The organism is Psychrobacter sp. S4(2024) (genome assembly GCF_036861305.1).
Taxonomy (GTDB): domain Bacteria; phylum Pseudomonadota; class Gammaproteobacteria; order Pseudomonadales; family Moraxellaceae; genus Psychrobacter; species Psychrobacter cryohalolentis.
The window spans coordinates 196,739-214,019 of sequence record NZ_JAZAQR010000001.1; the positions used below are offsets into that span (position 1 = coordinate 196,739).

Genomic DNA, 17,281 nt, shown 5'->3' on the forward strand with positions numbered 1-17,281 from the left:
GTCCGATTTATCTACCATAACCCATAAGCTATTAACGACAATAAAAAAGCCCATGAGCATTCATGAGCTTTTTTAGATAAAGGTAATTTTAAAACGTGCCTGAAAATGCGCCTAGTAATCTTTCATAGATTGCTTGACCGCATCAATAGCCGTTGGATTATCAAGGGTAGACATATCACCAGTGGGTTTATCCTCTGCTAACGCCCGAATGGCACGGCGCAATATCTTACCAGAGCGCGTCTTTGGCAATGCTTGCGGGAAATAGATCGCAGCAGGTCGTGCGATACCACCCAAAGATTTTACTACCGCGCCAATTACTTGCTGCTCAAGGCGGAAGCGGTTTTCAGTGGTTGCCACCAGTTCATGATCTTTTAACACACAAAAAGCAATCGGCAGCTCGCCTTTTAGCTCATCTTGAATACCCACGACCGCACACTCTGCGACCTCTGCATGCATACTGATCGCCTCTTCAATCTCTTGGGTGCCCAGTCTATGACCGGCGACGTTAATGACATCATCGGTACGCCCAAGAATATGAAAATAACCGTCCTCGTCAACGACTGCATAGTCTGACGTCGAATATTGATTGCTATCCGCTAAGCTAAAGTAGCTATCAATAAAGCGCTTATCATTACCCCAAACTGTGGTCAAACAACCCGGTGGTAAGGGCGCACGAATCGCCAGTAAACCTTTTTCGCCTGCTTTACACGGCTCGCCAGTTTCTTCATTGATGACCTGAGCATCGTAGCCATACATAGGATAGCCAGGTGAGCCTTGTTTGTGCGGTTTATCAGCGAACCTAGGAGTATTACTCAAAATAGGCCAACCCGATTCTGTCTGCCAATAATGGTCTAAAATCGGTACGCCCAAATGCTTGGTCAGCCAGCTGGCAGTAGACTCATCTAGTGGCTCACCTGCCAAAAAGAAGGATTTGACGCTTGAGACATCGTAGCGCGTCATCCATGTCTCATCTTGCTTTTTGAGCATACGCACACCAGTCGGTGCAGTAAACAAAATATTGACCTTGTTGGCTTCCACAATTCGCCACCAGATACCAGGGTTTGGCAGATGCGGTAAGCCTTCATACATAACACTGGTCATGCCAGCGAGCAATGGCGCATAGATGGTATAAGAATGCCCAACGGCCCAACCGATATCAGATATCGCCCAAAACGTCTCGCCTGCCTTACCGTCGTAGATATAGTCTATTGATGTGGTCAGTGCTACTGCATGACCGCCCGTATCACGCTGCACGCCTTTTGGTGTGCCCGTCGTACCAGAGGTATAAAGCAGATACGATGGCGTATTAGACTCAAGCCATACAGGCTCGACGATAGCATTGGCTTCACAGCTGATACGGCGCTCAGTGGCATAATCCACATCTAGCTCTTTTACGTCAAACGGCAAAATACCACGATTAACCACTACTACATGCTCAGGCTTGGTGGTTGCTTGCTCAATACCTTGATTGACAAGGTTTTTATAATTGACGACTTTACCACCACGCAAACCTGCATCCACTGTGATGACCATTTTTGCTTCAGCATCATCCATACGAATGGCTAAATTATGGGCAGCAAAGCCACCAAACACCACTGAATGCACTGCACCGATACGCGCGCATGCCAGCATTGCATAAGCGGCTTCTAAAATCATCGGCATATAAATGATGACACGATCGCCCTTCTCAATACCGTGACGCTTTAATACATCGGCAAAATAATTCACTTCTTTATAAAGGTCGTTATAAGTCAGGCGGCGCTTAGTATAGTCGGTATAGAACTCAACGTTATTACCCAAGTCTTTAAAAGCATCGACTACAGCAGGATAGGTTTCTACGAGTTCTTGATTAATCTCTGATGACAGCCAAATAAAAGCATCCTGTTCTGCACGTTCTGCAAGATGACGATCGACACAGTTATAGCAAAGATTGGTTTCGCCGCCAACAAACCACTGCGCAAATGGCAAATTACTATCATCAAGGATTTGTTCAGGCTCTTTATGCCAATAAATACGCTTGGCTTGCTCAGCCCAAAACTCTTCTTTATTTTCAATAGAAGACTGATAAATCTCAGCAAAGGTTTGAGTCGTATTTAGTGCTTGAAATGTTGGGGCTGACGTTTGATTGGTCACTGCGGTGGCGGTTTGCGCGCTCATAATAGCTGTCCTTAGCATAAATGATGGGTAATGCGATGTGATTTGTCCGATAATATCATAATATAAGACTGGCTATCCCGGCCAGCTATCCTTACTAAATCAAAAAAACCGATACACTACGTATCGATTTAGTGTGTATCGGTTTAAAATGTAGCAGAGCCAATCATAAAGGTCAACTATTAAGCCTGTTATCTGCTTAATAGTTGAATTAGTTTAAAAAAACTATACCTCGCTCTGATTGGCATACATCTCACGCATCACTTTTTTATCGTGTTTACCAACAGAGGTCTTTGGTAGTTCATCGACAAACTTAAACTGACTAGGTATACCGTATTTTGGAATGATACCACGGGCTACTGCCTGCTCTGCCAGCGCTTTGATGTCATCAACTTTGGTATCTTGGCAATTTGGTTTGAGTACTACTAATGCTAATGGACGTTCGCCCCATTGCTTATCACGTACCCCAATCACAGACACATCCGCCACCGAAGGATGTAGCGATAGAATCGTCTCAATCTCTAGTGAAGATATCCACTCGCCACCTGACTTAATCACATCTTTTAAGCGATCGGTGATTTTGATATAGCCATCAGGGCGTATGTAGGCGATGTCTTGGGTATGCATGTAGCCGTTTTCCCATAGCTCTTTGCCAGCGTCATCATTTTTTAAATAGCTTTGGGTCAACCACGGTGCGCGTAATACCAGCTCGCCAGTATTGTCCTGACCTGTACCAACTGGCTGATTGTTCTCTCCCCATACTTGAGCATCAACCATAAGTACAGGCTTACCCGTCATACAGCGGCGAGCAATATCCTCTTCTTCACTCAGCTGGGGCTCATTGAGGCTAAAGTCAGTCAGACTGATTAGAGGTGCGGTCTCCGACATGCCATAACCGGTATAAACTTCAATACCCTGATCCATCGCCGCTTTTGCCAAGCCTTCTGTCAATCGTGAACCACCAATAATCATTTTTAGACCATTAAAGCTGGTACCGCGGTCTTGCGCTTCTTTGAGTACCATTTGCAAAATTGTCGGTACACAGTGGGTGATGCTGACCTTTTCATTGATAATCAAATCCATCAACAAATCGGGTGCATAACGACCAGGATATACTTGCTTTAGACCTGTCATAGTAGCTGTAAACGGAAAGCCCCACGCATGGACATGGAACATCGGGGTCATTGGCATATAGACATCACCATAGCTGACGCCTTGTTTATTTGGCAACATACCAATCGACGCTGCTTCCGTCAGAGTATGCAGTACTAACTGACGATGGCTAAAGAACACGCCTTTCGGATCACCTGTCGTACCTGAGGTATAAAAAGTTGTAGCAATGGTATTTTCATCAAAATCTGGGAAATCAAAATGGTCATCAGCAGCATCAAGTAGCGCCTCATATTCACCTTTGACACGGTTCTGGTTACCCCCGAATACGCCCTCAGAGGTCACACCATTATCATCTAACCAAATAATATGCTCAATGCTGGAGTTTTCAAACTGATAATCTTTGACCAACGGCGCAAATTCAGAGTTGAGTAGCAGCACCTTTGGTTTCGCATGATTAATGGTATAAAGGATTTTGTCAGGTGATAGACGAATATTGACCGTTTGCAAAATATACTCTGACATCGGCACCGCAAAGTAGGATTCAAGATAGCGATGACTGTCCCAATCCATCACAGCGACCACATCACCAGCATCCAGATTTAAGCCGTCTAAAACATTCGCCAAACGATTGATACGGTTAAATAAGTCTTTATAAGTAAAACGTTTTTTATCTGCATAAACGATTTCTTGATCTTGTGATACGGTTTTGGCGCGGTTTAATAACTGCTTAACCAATAGCGGAAAATCATAGGCGGATGGCGCACTGTGATAGATATTTGACATAAGTTTGACGTCCTTGTTTATAGTATTTTTGAGTGCAGATAAAAACCAATTGATTGGATATCAGTCGTGATTACATAGTGATGTTTTTATCAATAACCTCTTGATAGTAAGAAAAAACCAGCTTCATGTAAAGGCATGACACATAAGTGGCACAATACTCATTGTTCGAAAATAATCGTTTCTCGATTGCTTAGCTTGTGATAGCTTATTTTATCTCTTATGTTGGTTTGTCTGGTGTTAGCTTGTCTGGCATTAAGCAGGACGCGGTTTTGTTTTTATCATGCCAAAACTTGCGACCAAAATTGCCAATACTTGTACGAATAATAATAGCCAAACGGTTAATGACCATTGTCCACGTGCATAAACGATACCGCACAGCCATGCACCCATCGTGCCGCCCGCATAATAAGCCATGTAATATAAACCTGAGGCTAATGAACGTCCGTTTTTGACATTGACGGCGATATAGCTAATGGTTGCTGCTTGGGTAACAAAAACACCTGACGACATAATGGCAAGCCCAATAATAATGCCCCATAATGGCGTGACCAGCGTTAATAACGCTCCAAGCATCGAAAAAATCACTGCCACTCGAACGGTGCGGGCTGCCCCAAATCGACGTAATAATGTCGTCGACAATGGCGTGATAATCACTCCGATTAAATACACCGCAAAAATATTGGCAAGCGCGCCAGTGCTAAGCTCGTAAGGCGTGCCAGCAAGATGTAGATTGATAAAGGTAAAGCAACCAACGAGCGAAAAAAGCACACAAGCACCGAGCAAACATGCGGTTACCACATAACGATTGGTCAAATGCTCACCAAGCGTCTGCATCGCTGAGCGGAAATTTGGATTGGCTACAAAATGCCGCGACGATGGCAACATCTTGCCAACCCATAGTGCACCGATAAGCGTCATCGCTGACATCACATAATAGCCTGCACGCCAGCCAATAAACTCGTGCAGATGCCCCAGTAAGAACCGCCCCATAAAGCCGCCAAGTACCGAGCCTGAGACATAGAATGACATCAGCTCTGTGACAGCTCGCCCCTCGAACTCCTCACCGATATAGGCAATGGTCACAACCGTAATGCCTGGGACAGACAATCCTTGCATAAAGCGCCACATACCAAGCCAGCCAATACTAGGACTTTGGGCGATTAAAGCAGTAGGTATCGCTAAAAACAACAGTGCCCCAACGATAAAAGATTTGCGCCCGACCGCATCAGATAGCATCCCTAAAAACGGTGACATAATGGCAATCGCCATCACTGTTGCGCCAACAACCATCCCTGCCTGCACTTCAGTCGCTGAAAAATCTACCATCAATACTGGCAATACCGCTTGAATAGAATACACCTGCAAAAAGGCGAACATCCCAATCAGACCAATAGTTAACTTCAGCACCCATGAGGGCGAATCAAAGGGTATCTTTGTCGTGTTATTATTTATATGATTATTCAAAAGAGTACTGACTATAAAAAGGCTCATTTAGCTTAGGCTAATTGGGCGTGGGTGATAGAAATATGGCAATAGTACACAAAATATCTAACCTAATAACTGTAAAAATCATGACTCAACATCAAAAAAATTTAATGAATAAGACTTTAATCACAATATTGTCTATTAAAGTCTTATTCATTAAAGCAGCTGGATTTCAAAGCCAATAATTCTCAAAGAAGTTAAGTTGCATTTTATCACAGCACATAACAAACACAGGTTGCGCTATGTTACAAAACAGCATTCAACACCATAATGGCAGTAGCCTGCAAATATAAGCCTATAACTATAAAAAGGGCTTATAAAGTGCTCAATAGTAAACCGTGAATAAACTCAATCGTCTCTTGAGTCAGCGCAGGTAGGGTGCTATTTTACAGTCCCTTCCAATGTATGGCGTTCAGCAGTAACACAAATGATGTTAAAATAACGATTTGTCCGTATTTTACCTACAGTGTTGCCCGTAATTTCAGCCATATGTTGCCTAAAACGCTATGCTTAATTTTAAAAAGGATGTAAGTCATGATTAACACCAAAATATACAAGTCCGTTTATACCTTGGCTGAAAAGCTACTAGAAGCCGATAGAAAAGGACATCAAGAAGCCTTTAATTGGCTATATAGCGAGTTAAAAGCGATTTGTGTCGATAATGAAAATACCGATAAAGACCATCCAGAGCAATGGGAAACGCTAGCCGACTTCACTGCAGAGTTAGATGAAGCGTTGGTCATTTATGATAAGGCACTTGAAAAAGCCAAAGCCATCAACTCAAAAGACCATCTGTCATCCATTGCGTTTTCTATGGCAGTTATCCAAGTTGAATTGGGGCAAAAAGAAGCTGCAATTACCAGCCTGCAGAACGCAAAAATTACCGCCAATAAAATCGAAGATAAAGAGTTTAAAGCGGAAATAGATGAATTACTTACCAAATTGTTAGCAGAGTAAACAACTCAAACTTTCGATCCGGTGCCAACACAACATCAAATCAATACATTTCTACATTCGTATATTGATACACATCCTGCTATCTTTTTTATGGCAAACTTTGTATACCTATACATAGGCATAAGCGTTTATATATCAGCAGCCGTATAACCACTAAAATAGTTAAAAAAATAAACCATAAGGACGAGTATTAATGAGCGATAAAATCATAGATTTGGGTGCAGGATTTTGGAACATTCGTGGTACGTTTCGTTTAGGCGGTGTGCTGAATATCGGTACACAATGCTCATTGGTTAAGCTTGCCTCTGGACGATTTGTTTTTTTAGACAGCTATACCTTGACTGATGACGTGCGAGCGCAAGTGATGGCACTGACTAATAATGGACAAGATGTCGAAGCGGTACTTAATTTGCACCCCTTTCATACTGTCCATTGCGCGCAAATGGCAAAAGACTTTCCGCAAGCGACTTTTTATGGCAGTAGTCGGCATCAGAAAAAAGTACCTGAAGTACAGTGGGCAGACGATTTGGTCGAAAGTGATGCGGTCGCTGAGCGTTATCCTGAGCTTAAGTTCTCATTGTCACAAGGGGTTCACTATATCGCACCTAATGAGATGATTCATGCAGGTTCGCTGCTGGCATTCCATCCTGCTAGCAAAAGCTTACACGTCGATGATACTTTTATGAGTCCGCCTACAAAGCTATTAGAAACAGTGTTACCTGAATTATTGCTACATCCTACTACCAAAAAAGCACTAAAAAATGAGTCAAATGCTGGCAAATAGTATTGTGATTGGGCGAGCAACTTGGCAGATGACTGGCGCGATGTACGCAACTTTTGCGCAGCACATTCTTATTTAGTAAAGTTTAAAAACGGTGAGTTTGAGAAAGCATTATTAAAAGCGATTGCAAAAGCACGACCTAAGCTTGAAAACGCGTAATGGTTGATTGGATAAACGATAAAAAAGGCTACTAAAATAGGTAGCCTTTTTTATTGCGAAACCCTGTTTGCAACGTCGGGTAACTTATATGGTACTGTCTTGAGTGGCGTTGCTAACCATATCTAAACTTGAGCAACCTGTTAATAACATAACTGCCATAACAGCTGATGCGCTCATTTTGCAAACGCATTTTATAATATGACTCTTTAATAATCTTGAAGTTAATTTAAATAGTTTTCACTAGAACAGCATAATATTAATCGTAAATTAACAATGATGCTAAGTAGATCACAACATCCTGTCTTATTTAAATTGCCTTTCAAAATAGAGAAAATATGTTATGAAAATTATGATAATAACGCTGCAAGCTCATCCTTATTCTCGATAATGTCTGCCAATGTATAACGTTCAAGCACGGCAATAAATGCTGTCAACGCTTCAGCAAGCACCTGTTTTAGCTGACAGACCGGACTGATAATACAGCCTGAAGCTATGTGACTTACAGTTTCATCAATCAGTTTTAATGACATATCGTTGACGCTAGCGTTCTTTTCATCATTTATTACAGCACTATTAATATCAGCGATCGAGCTGTCCGATGAGTTTGTAGAAAAGCACTCAACCAAAGCAAAATCCGGCTCTATCTGTTTAATCAATTCACCCAAATTAATGTCTTTTGGCGCGTGCGCTAAGCGAATACCGCCATTCTTACCGCGCACACTATCGATATAACCAAGCTGTCCGAGCTGCTGGATAATCTTGGTCAAATGACTTTTAGATATATGATAGCTATTGGCAATATCACTGATATTTGCCAATAGCGTCGGCTCGGGCTTAGTCGCCAAATATATTAACGAGCGCAGTGCATAATCACTGTAATTGGTCAATCGCACCTTAAAGTGCTCCTATTTTTAATGGTTTATTCATTTATTCTAAGGGCTGTGCTAGATAAGTAAAGTGATTTAAAATCGCTTTATAAAAAGAAATGGATTGAATGTGGAATAACGCCCCAAGCTTATCGAATCAGTTATTATCCGCTCTCACAAAAGCAGTAGAAATCCACTGCTTTTATCGACTTAGACTATTTATGTATAAAAACCATCAGGAGTCTAAAGAGAGAAATAGAAGTTAATGAATGCTATTCTGTCAACAAAAGCACCCTATCGTTGTCTATTTTGAAGTGCTTTAACTACAGTAGCTTAGCATAATAATGAGAACCAAAAAGGCAGCTAATACTGCTCGATGAAATTCCAATTAACCAGTATAACAACCTCACCCATATTCGGTTAAATTTGCTACAATACGCCCAATTTTGATTTACTATTTTACTAAGTCTTATATCAACTGATTTTATCAATATATTGAGAGCATGTTATGGGTTTTAATTGCGGCATCGTCGGTCTACCAAACGTGGGTAAATCCACCCTGTTTAACGCCTTGACCAAAGCGGGTATCGCCGCTGAAAACTTTCCATTTTGTACCAAAGATCCCAATACGGGTATCGTTCCAGTGCCTGACCCACGTCTAAAGAAACTGGCGGATATCGTTAACCCTGAGCGCGTACTACCAACGACGATGGAATTTGTTGATATCGCAGGTTTGGTCGCTGGTGCGTCAAAAGGCGAAGGCATGGGTAACCAATTCTTAGCCAATATTCGTGAGACCGATGCGATTGCGCACGTGGTACGCTGTTTTGATGATGACAATGTCGTACACGTTGATGGTCGCGTTAGCCCTATCGACGACATCGAGACCATCAATACTGAATTGGCATTAGCCGATTTAGAAGCGGTTGAGCGCGCGATCTTTAACTTGACCAAAAAAGCCAAAGGCGGTGATAAAGACGCTGGCGCTATGCTTGATATCTTCAAAAAAATTGAGCCATTATTAGCAGAAGGTCAAGCCGCACGCGCCGCCAATCTTGATGCTGATGAGAAAAAACTCATCAGGAGCTATGGTTTAATTACTCTGAAGCCTACCATGTATATCGCTAACGTCTCTGAGGACGGCTTTGAGAATAATCCTTACTTAGATGCCGTACGTAACTATGCGACTGGCGAAGATTCTATCGTTATCGCATTGTGTAACCAAATCGAATCTGAAATTGCCCAGCTTGATGAAGATGATAAAAAAGACTTCTTGGCTGAAATGGACATGCTCGAGGCCGGTCTTGACCAAGTCATTCGCGGTGGTTATGATTTGCTTGATATGCAGACTTACTTTACCGCTGGTGTGAAAGAGGTGCGTGCATGGACAGTAGCCGTTGGCGCAACCGCACCTCAGGCAGCTGGCGTGATTCATACTGATTTTGAGCGTGGCTTTATTCGTGCTGAAGTCATTGCTTATGACGACTTTATCGAACATAACGGCGAAAAAGGTGCTGCTGCTGCCGGTAAATCACGCTTAGAAGGCAAGACTTATATCGTACAAGATGGCGATGTGATGCATTTCCGTTTTAATGTTTAAAGCTTAACCTTTAATACTAGACAGCATGTTTACACAGTCTTAGCATAGAACAACCAAAAGCCAGCCTTGATGCTGGCTTTTTTTATTATACTGGGAGCGACAACAGTTAAATAATAAAAATAACGGACTATAAACTATGCTCACTCCTATCAATAAACCACTTAATAGCCGTAGCCATTGGGCAAAACTATTTAGTGCCCAGCGTTTAGGCAGTCATAAAAAAGCCCCTGCTCAAGATACTGCGCGCTCTTCTTTTCACAAAGATTATGACCGATTGGTGTTTTCGCATTCCTTTCGTCAACTCAATCAAAAGACCCAAGTCCATCCATTGACCAATCAATTGGGCATTCATACCCGACTTACACATTCACTAGAGGTTTCTTGCATTGGGCGCTCTTTAGGGATCATGGCAGCCGAGAAGCTACATGACAAACTAGAAAGTGGTTTACCTGATGGTGTCACGCCAGCTGATGTGGGTGTGATTGTACAAGCAGCGTGCCTCGCCCATGATATCGGCAATCCACCCTTTGGGCATGCAGGAGAATACGCCATTCGCGATTGGTTTATGCATCCTGACCGTCAGGCTATTTTGCAAAATCTGAATAATAATGAGCAATTAGACTTGTTGGCTTATGAGGGTAATGCGCAAGGATTTCGCATACTCATCCGTAATGAGCATCACCCTGATGCAGGTGGTATGCGCTTGACTTGTGCCACGCTAGGCGCGTTTATGAAATATCCTTGGCTTGCGACGCATAGTAATAATGACACTCAAAGCATTCATCAAAGTACTCCGCACAGCAGGATATCAGCTAAGGCACAAAAATTTGGCTGCTTTTATAGCGAAGTCGTACAGTTAGACGAGTTAGCAGCATGCTTGAATCTACCTCGCTCAGAGCAGCATGACGGTTATGCTCGCCATCCCCTCGCCTATTTGTTGGAAGCTGCTGACGATATTTGTTATGCGCTGATAGACTTAGAAGATGGTATCAATCTAAATATGCTTACCTACAATGAGGTGGCTGCTATCTTCTATGAGCTGATTGGCGAGCGTCCTAGCACTATCAGCCTGCCTACACATATGTCCGTCAGGCAGCATCTGGCATCACTACGTGCACGGGCAATGATGCGATTGGTCAATACCGTCACCGATGCGTTTGTTGATAATAGTGATGCGATGCTAGCGGGTACACTGCAAGGCAGTCTATTTACCCATTGTGATGCGACCGTTCGGCATGGTATTACCCAAGCCAAAGAGTTAGCACGTGAAAAAATTTTTAACCACCCAAGTAAAGTGCGCATGGAACTAATGGCCAATCAATGTCTACATCGCCTGTTGGATGCTTTTATGCCGTTAGCTTGGACAAATGAGACAAGCACACCGATGTCCTTTGAACAACAGCGTTTGCTCATGTTGCTAAAGCCACATCTTGATGAGCATCACCGTGTTTTAACAGATAATATTTATCAAAATATGCTCAATGTCTTAGACTTTATAACGGGCATGAACGACCATGAAGCTTATCGACTGGCTCAAGAGCTACAAGGACATTGGGGGACTGTTGTTTAAAAGCGACATTTAAGCGTATTTCATTCGTATTTTTGCAATGAAATGAGTATGATAGACATCTATCAGTTAATTTTGAAATATTATGAGCAGTCGCGAACAAAAAAAACTTCAAACTCGGCACGCCTTTTTTAATGCAGTGCTTGATTTATGTATGACAGGACAATCTTTTAGCTCTATTAGCCTCAGACAAGTCACGCGCGAGGTTGGTGTCGTGCCGACCGCATTTTATCGCCATTTTGATGATATGGAATCGCTCGGTCGCGCTTTGGTGATTGAAGAGTTAGGTGGTACATTAGCCACTTTGAGTGAGAGTTTGCATATTGGACGTAAACGAAGCTTTGAGCGTCAAATCGCCAAAAGTATTCAGCTATTCTTGCATATGGTCAGTGAGCAACCCTACTATTGGCAGTTTTTGGTCAGTGAGCGCTATGGTGGCTCGGACGCCGTCCGTAAAGCCATCAATGAGCTTATTAAACAGCATGGGGGAAGCTTAGCAGACGATTTGGCGTTACAGCCTGCTTTTACACACATTAATACTTATGATCGTAGACTGCTGGCTGAGGCTGGGGTCAATATGTTTTTTTCTTGGATTATTGATTGGCTAGAGCTGACTTATACTGAAGATCATGATGATGAAGTCGACTTGGCTGAAATTGAACAACGAAAGCAACTGATGCTACATAATTGTACACGCCAAGCACAGATGTTGTTTTATGGCGCTTATAATTGGAAATCTACTGAAGAAACTCATTTAAGTGATTAATAAGACATATATTTGGTTGTTTTTGATGATTATCGTTTAGTGGTAATCATCAAAAATTCGGTCGAAATGCCCAAAGTCGTTGCGTCACCACGCGGACCTCTTTGGGCTTTTTGTTATCAGCATTATTGCTATTTTCCGTAACATCAGGAGCAGTCTTGCTAATCATGATGGTTGCATAGCGTTGTCTTGCTTGACCAACAGTTGCATTATCCGTAGCAGTGATCAGTGCGGTAAAAGCTTGGCTATCAACTGCCAGGAGTGGCGCTAGTGCTTTTCGTTGCTTCTCATTTAAACTACCTAATATTGGCAGCTGCCATATCTCATCAATAGACTCGACTACTTGCTTTTCCCGCAGGTCAACGATGGTTTGCATTTGCTGGCTAGTCGCGCCGTCGATTAGAGCAGCAAGTATCACCGGACTGGCTGTATTCATATTAATAGGTAAATAATGTGGCACTACTGTGATGTAAGGTCGTAGCACTGCCAATACTTCCACATTGATGCCTTTCACATTTTGCAGCTGATCAATATTGACCAATCGTTGATTGGGCACGTCGCTATCTGCTGAGCTATTAGACTGCTGGTTATAAACCGTACTTTCATCGCCGCCATCTTGATAAACCTCACTGTCTGCATCTTGATAATCAAGAACAGCAATAGCAATATCTGGCGCCAAATTCAATTGGGTTAATAGCCGTTGAAACACTGCCAAAGCATTACTATCAACTGCGCCGTTTTGATATAAATTATTGATATTAAAGCGACTGGCTTCATCACGTATTTCAATGCCAATACTATGTGTGCCCAAGGTATAAGGGGGTACAGGCTTTGCCCAGATATCTTGCGTACTATCAGTGTCATTTAGATTAGCATCGGCACGAATCATCGTAACCGCTAGTTGCTGACCAGCATCGATATCTTGTAAGAGCTGGTTTTGATCAAACAACAAACCGCTGCGTCTAATCGCAATTTTTTGGCTGGCAAGCATCGCCCCTGCAACCACCGTAATACTAACCACTAATAACAAAATGGTAAGTAGCGCGACACCACGCTGAGAGTCGGCTTTCATAGGCATAACTGGCATGCTTGGCATATATTAAATTCCATTCCCTGAATTATTATCTACATTGCCATTGGCAGCATCATTGTTACTTGCGCCATTACTATTGCCATTGCCATTGCCATTGCCATTGCCATTGCCGTTAGAATTATCAGGAGTATTATTTTTATTGGCACTATTATTTGGTATTGGCTGAGGAGCAAGCGCCCATTGCCAAGTGATCGGCATATCTTGATAAGTGAAAGTGATAGCAACTCCTTTCGGTAGCAGCACACTCTCAGGCTGAGCAGTGATTGACGCCGCCCCTTGTCCAAATTGGCTATTCAAGCTGGCACTGTTACTATTACTGTCTTCATTAGGAAACTTTGTACTTATTTCTGGCAAATACGCTTGCCATTGCCCTGCTGTCACTCCTTCCAGCAAGACACTATCCAAACTGGTGCTATCACTACCTCCGCCTATACTGGCATATTGACGGCGAATCAAACGCTCATCAGCAAAAATATATTCGACATGCTGCATACTAGGACTGCTTTGATATCGAGGATCAGGATCAGCAAAACGGACAAAGCTGACACGTGCCCTATCCAGATTCATAAAAGGTTCAGGCGCAGGCTGTAGTGCATTTTCTTGATTGCTATTATTTGCATTATCAATATTTAAAGCACTGGCAATTTGAGTATCTACTGCTTGATAAGGAACGATTTGCCCCATATCTTGCTGTAGCTGCAGATAAGCATATTGCAAAACGGCTAAATTATCTGCATGGAACTGGGCACGTTCTCGAGCACGGTTGACGCTATCAAACACCTGCCAGCCTGCCACTGCTAGCATCGCAAATATTGCCATGGCGACCATCAGCTCAAGTAAGGTAAATCCATGCTGCGATTTCACAGACTACCTCCATTTGGGTTTGAGCCAGTCAAGTCCAAACTACCTATATCTTGCTTTGAGTTGCTCAGTATCACATTGATATCATTGACTGCGGTACGCGTTTGACCATCTATGATAGGTGCAACGGCGATATTCACCTCTTTTAATGCTGGCGTTATACCCTGACTCACAGTCATCGTAATTTGCCAGTCGCGACCTTGGGCATTGATTGTCTGGGCACTATTAGCAGTTAGCCAGGTGTCTTGAATACGTAAGTCAGCAGCAGCGTTTTGGGCAACAAAATGCGCAAGCGTACGTGTCCGTAATACATCGACTGAGCTTAAATAAGCACTACTGGCACGGCTCGCAGCCACTGCCACAACCGCTAAAATCGCTAGAGCAACCATCACCTCAATCAAGGTAAATCCGCTCTCATGCTTTGGTAGGTTTGGCTTTCGGTTTACATGGTTAGGTTTGGCTCTGTCATTATTTATCATCAGTTATTGCCCTTGACCTATCGATATACTGCCATCGGGCATAATCGTAATGACCTCACCTACCAGACGCGAATTATGGCGCACTTCAATGGTCACCGGTGCTGCTTGCCCTGTGCCAAACCATAATACTTGCGGCACTGTTTGATCTGTAAACCAAGGTTGCAGTGCTTGGATTTGTCCTCTATTTGACATATTACCAGCATCTAGGCTTTGTATGGCTAAGCTCACCCCAGCAGGCAGCTCAAGTAAAGTGACTTCGGACTCAAGCTCCCAGCTTGGTGTTGGTAATTTATCTTTAATCCCACTAGACATACTGGATAAATCGGCAGATAGCTCCATTGAATTTTTAGGCGTGCCATTTGTATTAGAAGATATAGAAGCGTCAGTTTGATAAGCCACATAAGGATTAGATAAAGTGACTATAACCGGAGTTACTTGACCTTGCTTATTGGCTTGCAGACTCAAACCCATCGGCTGCATACGTTCAGCCGATAACAGCCTAACATAGCTTAATGAATCCGTCAGATGCTCATAAAAAGCGCGATTTTTACGCGATTCACTACTACCTACTGATAAGCTCATTATGCCAGCGAATATAGACAAAATAACCACGACGACGACGATTTCAACCAGTGTAAAGCCAGCTTGGGTATGATGATGTTTCATTGGTGATGAGAGTTTTGACATACAAAAGTCATCTTGAATGGCGTCATTCTTTTAAAAATGACGTTATATTGGGTGAGATATAAAACAGGAGAGAGGATTGATCGTATCAAGTAAAAGTTAATGTGCTGCTATATAGCATATAACAACACAGATTTTTATAAAATAACGACTCATGGTTTTCACGTTACAGTAAAAACCTAATAATTGGTGTTGCGATGTTCCTCTGACTCAGTATCAATCTGTTCGACCAATTCCTGCATGTCCTCATCCATCACTTCATCCTCAGCCGCCGGGTAATGGCTTGGCAGCTCTAGCATTTGTTGGACAAAGGCATAACGCAGAGTGTCGCGGCGTCCCAAATAACGCTGATAAAAACTTGAGTTCAACAGCCCTGCACCGCCCTGACCCATCGCCCAGATAGAAGATAGATAATCACGCGTGCTTAAGCTACTGTGCTCATCCTTCAGATAAGCACTGATGATATCAATCAAGCGCTTCATGCGCTGACGGCGAATATCATAGAGCTCACCAAATAAGCGATTAAGACCTGTCACTGATGCCGCCAAACGCTCTTCGATTTGATTAAGTAGCATGGCCTTTTGTGGATTAAATAATTGCTGGAAAATCATACGAGCGACGCCTGCTGATGGGCAATCGTCAATACGATTAATCTCAAACAGCTGCTCTTCATAACGAATGATAATACGCAGATAGAGCTCATCTTTACTAGAGAAATGCTTATACAATGTGCCTTTAGCCAAATCAAGCTGGTCTGCCAAGCTGTCTAAAGTGATGTCGCCATCGCCTGACTCAAGTAGCAATTGCTCTGCCATTGCTAAGATATTCTCTTCTCGTACCTTGAATTGATGCTGACGACTCATAACTTCTCCTAAAACTTGACAATATCATGCATATGACCACAGTTCGTATTGGCATATCGGCATTCGGAGTATCAAATACTTCAAAGACTGCTTGACGAACACAATAAAGAAATATGCGTATGTTTGCTAAATAATCATTTATAATCATGTACTTATATTTAACGTTGCAAGACGGCATGCATAAAACAGCTGCCACTTGCAAGAAATGACTGAGTGGTCATAGCATAACCATTTTAATGATACTGTGCTAGTAAATTCTCAAAGTTTTTTGCAGTTAGTGTACCGACCTCTGCGCTACTGCAGCCATACATCTCTGCAATACAACTGGCGACATAAGGCACGTAAGCTGGTTCATTCGGGCGACCACGTTTGGGGACAGGCGCTAGATAAGGGCTATCCGTTTCGATCAATATCCTGTCTCTTGGCATATTTTTTGCCGCATCTTTGATATTTTGCGCGCTTTTAAAGCTGACAATGCCTGAAAATGAGATGTAAAACCCTAAGTCTAAGGCATGTTTTGCGGTTTCCCAATCTTCGGTGAAACAATGAATAATGCCATGCTCAGCACCTTCTGCTTTTAAAATATCAATCGTATCTTCTTTAGCATCACGCATATGGATGACAAGCGGTTTTTTTAGACTTTGGCTGGCATGAATATGACGGGCAAGGCTGGCTTGTTGCGCTTTTTTATTTTCTGTCGACCAGTAATAATCAAGTCCCGTCTCCCCTATTGCCCACACATGGTCAGCGCTAGCCGTTTCTATCAAACGTTCAACGGTTGCAGATTGTAAAACGCTGATATCTTCACAAGGGTGAATACCAACGCTCATGCCAAGATTGAGCGTTTCATCGCCATAAATCTTGACGATATTGGCAATCTCATCATATTCAGCAAAATCACACATAATTGCCATCGCGCGAGTGACATTGGCTTCTTTCATCGCGGCAATTGCGCCAGACAATTGACCATCGTATTTGGTCAAATCTAAACGGTTAAGATGGCAGTGGCTATCGGTAAACATAAACAATCTCGTTATAGTCATTTTTAAAAATTATTGGGATAAAAATTTCAA

At 42.7% G+C, this 17,281-nt stretch carries 14 protein-coding genes and 1 pseudogene; 5 read left to right on the forward strand and 10 right to left on the reverse strand.

What is annotated here, in order from left to right:
- Positions 1–111: 111 nt before the first annotated feature.
- From VLA57_RS00830 to VLA57_RS00840, 3 genes are all read right to left on the reverse strand, one after another.
- Entirely contained in the window at positions 112–2,157 is a 2,046-nt protein-coding gene (locus VLA57_RS00830) for a propionate--CoA ligase (RefSeq protein WP_201551045.1), read from the reverse strand.
- Between the two features lie 222 nt (positions 2,158–2,379).
- The gene (locus VLA57_RS00835; RefSeq protein WP_201551044.1) at positions 2,380–4,050 is read right to left on the reverse strand and encodes a fatty acid--CoA ligase; all 1,671 of its coding nucleotides are present in this window, start codon (positions 4,048–4,050) and stop codon (positions 2,380–2,382) included.
- A 252-nt stretch (positions 4,051–4,302) separates the two neighbouring features.
- Positions 4,303–5,541: an MFS transporter gene (locus VLA57_RS00840; protein WP_333954048.1), complete on the reverse strand. Its 1,239-nt coding sequence runs from the start codon at positions 5,539–5,541 to the stop codon at positions 4,303–4,305.
- Between the two features lie 528 nt (positions 5,542–6,069).
- On the opposite strand from VLA57_RS00840, the gene VLA57_RS00845 reads away from it, so the two are divergent.
- Positions 6,070–6,492: a hypothetical protein gene (locus VLA57_RS00845; protein ID WP_020443668.1), complete on the forward strand. Its 423-nt coding sequence runs from the start codon at positions 6,070–6,072 to the stop codon at positions 6,490–6,492.
- A 193-nt stretch (positions 6,493–6,685) separates the two neighbouring features.
- Positions 6,686–7,432 (forward strand): annotated as a pseudogene (locus VLA57_RS00850) (hypothetical protein).
- A gap of 347 nt (positions 7,433–7,779) precedes the next feature.
- Here VLA57_RS00850 and VLA57_RS00855 read toward each other — a convergent pair.
- On the reverse strand, positions 7,780–8,325 hold the full coding sequence (locus VLA57_RS00855) for an Rrf2 family transcriptional regulator (RefSeq protein WP_333954049.1): 546 nt from the start codon (positions 8,323–8,325) through the stop codon (positions 7,780–7,782).
- Positions 8,326–8,806: 481 nt separating this feature from the next.
- On the opposite strand from VLA57_RS00855, the gene ychF reads away from it, so the two are divergent.
- The 3 genes from ychF to VLA57_RS00870 all read left to right on the forward strand — a co-directional run bounded on the left by ychF (position 8,807) and on the right by VLA57_RS00870 (position 12,231).
- Positions 8,807–9,898: a redox-regulated ATPase YchF gene (ychF, locus tag VLA57_RS00860; protein ID WP_011513855.1), complete on the forward strand. Its 1,092-nt coding sequence runs from the start codon at positions 8,807–8,809 to the stop codon at positions 9,896–9,898.
- Between the two features lie 136 nt (positions 9,899–10,034).
- Positions 10,035–11,468, forward strand: a complete 1,434-nt coding sequence (locus VLA57_RS00865; protein WP_333954050.1) for a deoxyguanosinetriphosphate triphosphohydrolase — start codon at positions 10,035–10,037, stop codon at positions 11,466–11,468.
- Between the two features lie 82 nt (positions 11,469–11,550).
- Entirely contained in the window at positions 11,551–12,231 is a 681-nt protein-coding gene (locus tag VLA57_RS00870; protein WP_011513857.1) for a TetR family transcriptional regulator, read from the forward strand.
- Between the two features lie 49 nt (positions 12,232–12,280).
- Here VLA57_RS00870 and gspK read toward each other — a convergent pair whose 3' ends face one another.
- The 6 genes from gspK to VLA57_RS00900 form a co-directional block, all read right to left on the reverse strand.
- The gene (gspK, locus tag VLA57_RS00875; RefSeq protein ID WP_333954052.1) at positions 12,281–13,324 is read right to left on the reverse strand and encodes a type II secretion system minor pseudopilin GspK; all 1,044 of its coding nucleotides are present in this window, start codon (positions 13,322–13,324) and stop codon (positions 12,281–12,283) included.
- Between the two features lie 3 nt (positions 13,325–13,327).
- Complete coding sequence (gspJ, locus tag VLA57_RS00880) at positions 13,328–14,185, reverse strand: type II secretion system minor pseudopilin GspJ (RefSeq protein WP_333954053.1); 858 nt, start codon at positions 14,183–14,185, stop codon at positions 13,328–13,330.
- Positions 14,182–14,661, reverse strand: a complete 480-nt coding sequence (gene gspI, locus VLA57_RS00885; protein WP_333954054.1) for a type II secretion system minor pseudopilin GspI — start codon at positions 14,659–14,661, stop codon at positions 14,182–14,184. Before gspI ends, gspJ begins: the two co-directional genes overlap by 4 nt.
- A gap of 3 nt (positions 14,662–14,664) precedes the next feature.
- Positions 14,665–15,348, reverse strand: a complete 684-nt coding sequence (locus tag VLA57_RS00890; RefSeq protein ID WP_333954055.1) for a prepilin-type N-terminal cleavage/methylation domain-containing protein — start codon at positions 15,346–15,348, stop codon at positions 14,665–14,667.
- A 176-nt stretch (positions 15,349–15,524) separates the two neighbouring features.
- On the reverse strand, positions 15,525–16,208 hold the full coding sequence (locus VLA57_RS00895; protein ID WP_011513862.1) for a TetR/AcrR family transcriptional regulator: 684 nt from the start codon (positions 16,206–16,208) through the stop codon (positions 15,525–15,527).
- Between the two features lie 233 nt (positions 16,209–16,441).
- A complete protein-coding gene (locus VLA57_RS00900; RefSeq protein WP_333954056.1) occupies positions 16,442–17,230 on the reverse strand; it encodes a TatD family hydrolase in 789 nt (262 codons plus the stop codon).
- Positions 17,231–17,281: the final 51 nt, after the last annotated feature.

Coding starts and splice junctions, on each gene's coding strand:
- VLA57_RS00865 (WP_333954050.1), top strand. CDS start 10,035: ATGCTCACTCCTATCAATAAACCACTTAATAGCCGTAGCCATTGGGCA.
- VLA57_RS00845 (WP_020443668.1), top strand. CDS start 6,070: ATGATTAACACCAAAATATACAAGTCCGTTTATACCTTGGCTGAAAAG.
- ychF (WP_011513855.1), top strand. CDS start 8,807: ATGGGTTTTAATTGCGGCATCGTCGGTCTACCAAACGTGGGTAAATCC.
- VLA57_RS00835 (WP_201551044.1), bottom strand. CDS start 4,050: ATGTCAAATATCTATCACAGTGCGCCATCCGCCTATGATTTTCCGCTA.
- VLA57_RS00830 (WP_201551045.1), bottom strand. CDS start 2,157: ATGAGCGCGCAAACCGCCACCGCAGTGACCAATCAAACGTCAGCCCCA.
- gspK (WP_333954052.1), bottom strand. CDS start 13,324: ATGCCAAGCATGCCAGTTATGCCTATGAAAGCCGACTCTCAGCGTGGT.
- VLA57_RS00890 (WP_333954055.1), bottom strand. CDS start 15,348: ATGTCAAAACTCTCATCACCAATGAAACATCATCATACCCAAGCTGGC.
- VLA57_RS00840 (WP_333954048.1), bottom strand. CDS start 5,541: ATGAGCCTTTTTATAGTCAGTACTCTTTTGAATAATCATATAAATAAT.
- gspI (WP_333954054.1), bottom strand. CDS start 14,661: ATGATAAATAATGACAGAGCCAAACCTAACCATGTAAACCGAAAGCCA.
- VLA57_RS00900 (WP_333954056.1), bottom strand. CDS start 17,230: ATGTTTACCGATAGCCACTGCCATCTTAACCGTTTAGATTTGACCAAA.
- VLA57_RS00895 (WP_011513862.1), bottom strand. CDS start 16,208: ATGAGTCGTCAGCATCAATTCAAGGTACGAGAAGAGAATATCTTAGCA.
- VLA57_RS00870 (WP_011513857.1), top strand. CDS start 11,551: ATGAGCAGTCGCGAACAAAAAAAACTTCAAACTCGGCACGCCTTTTTT.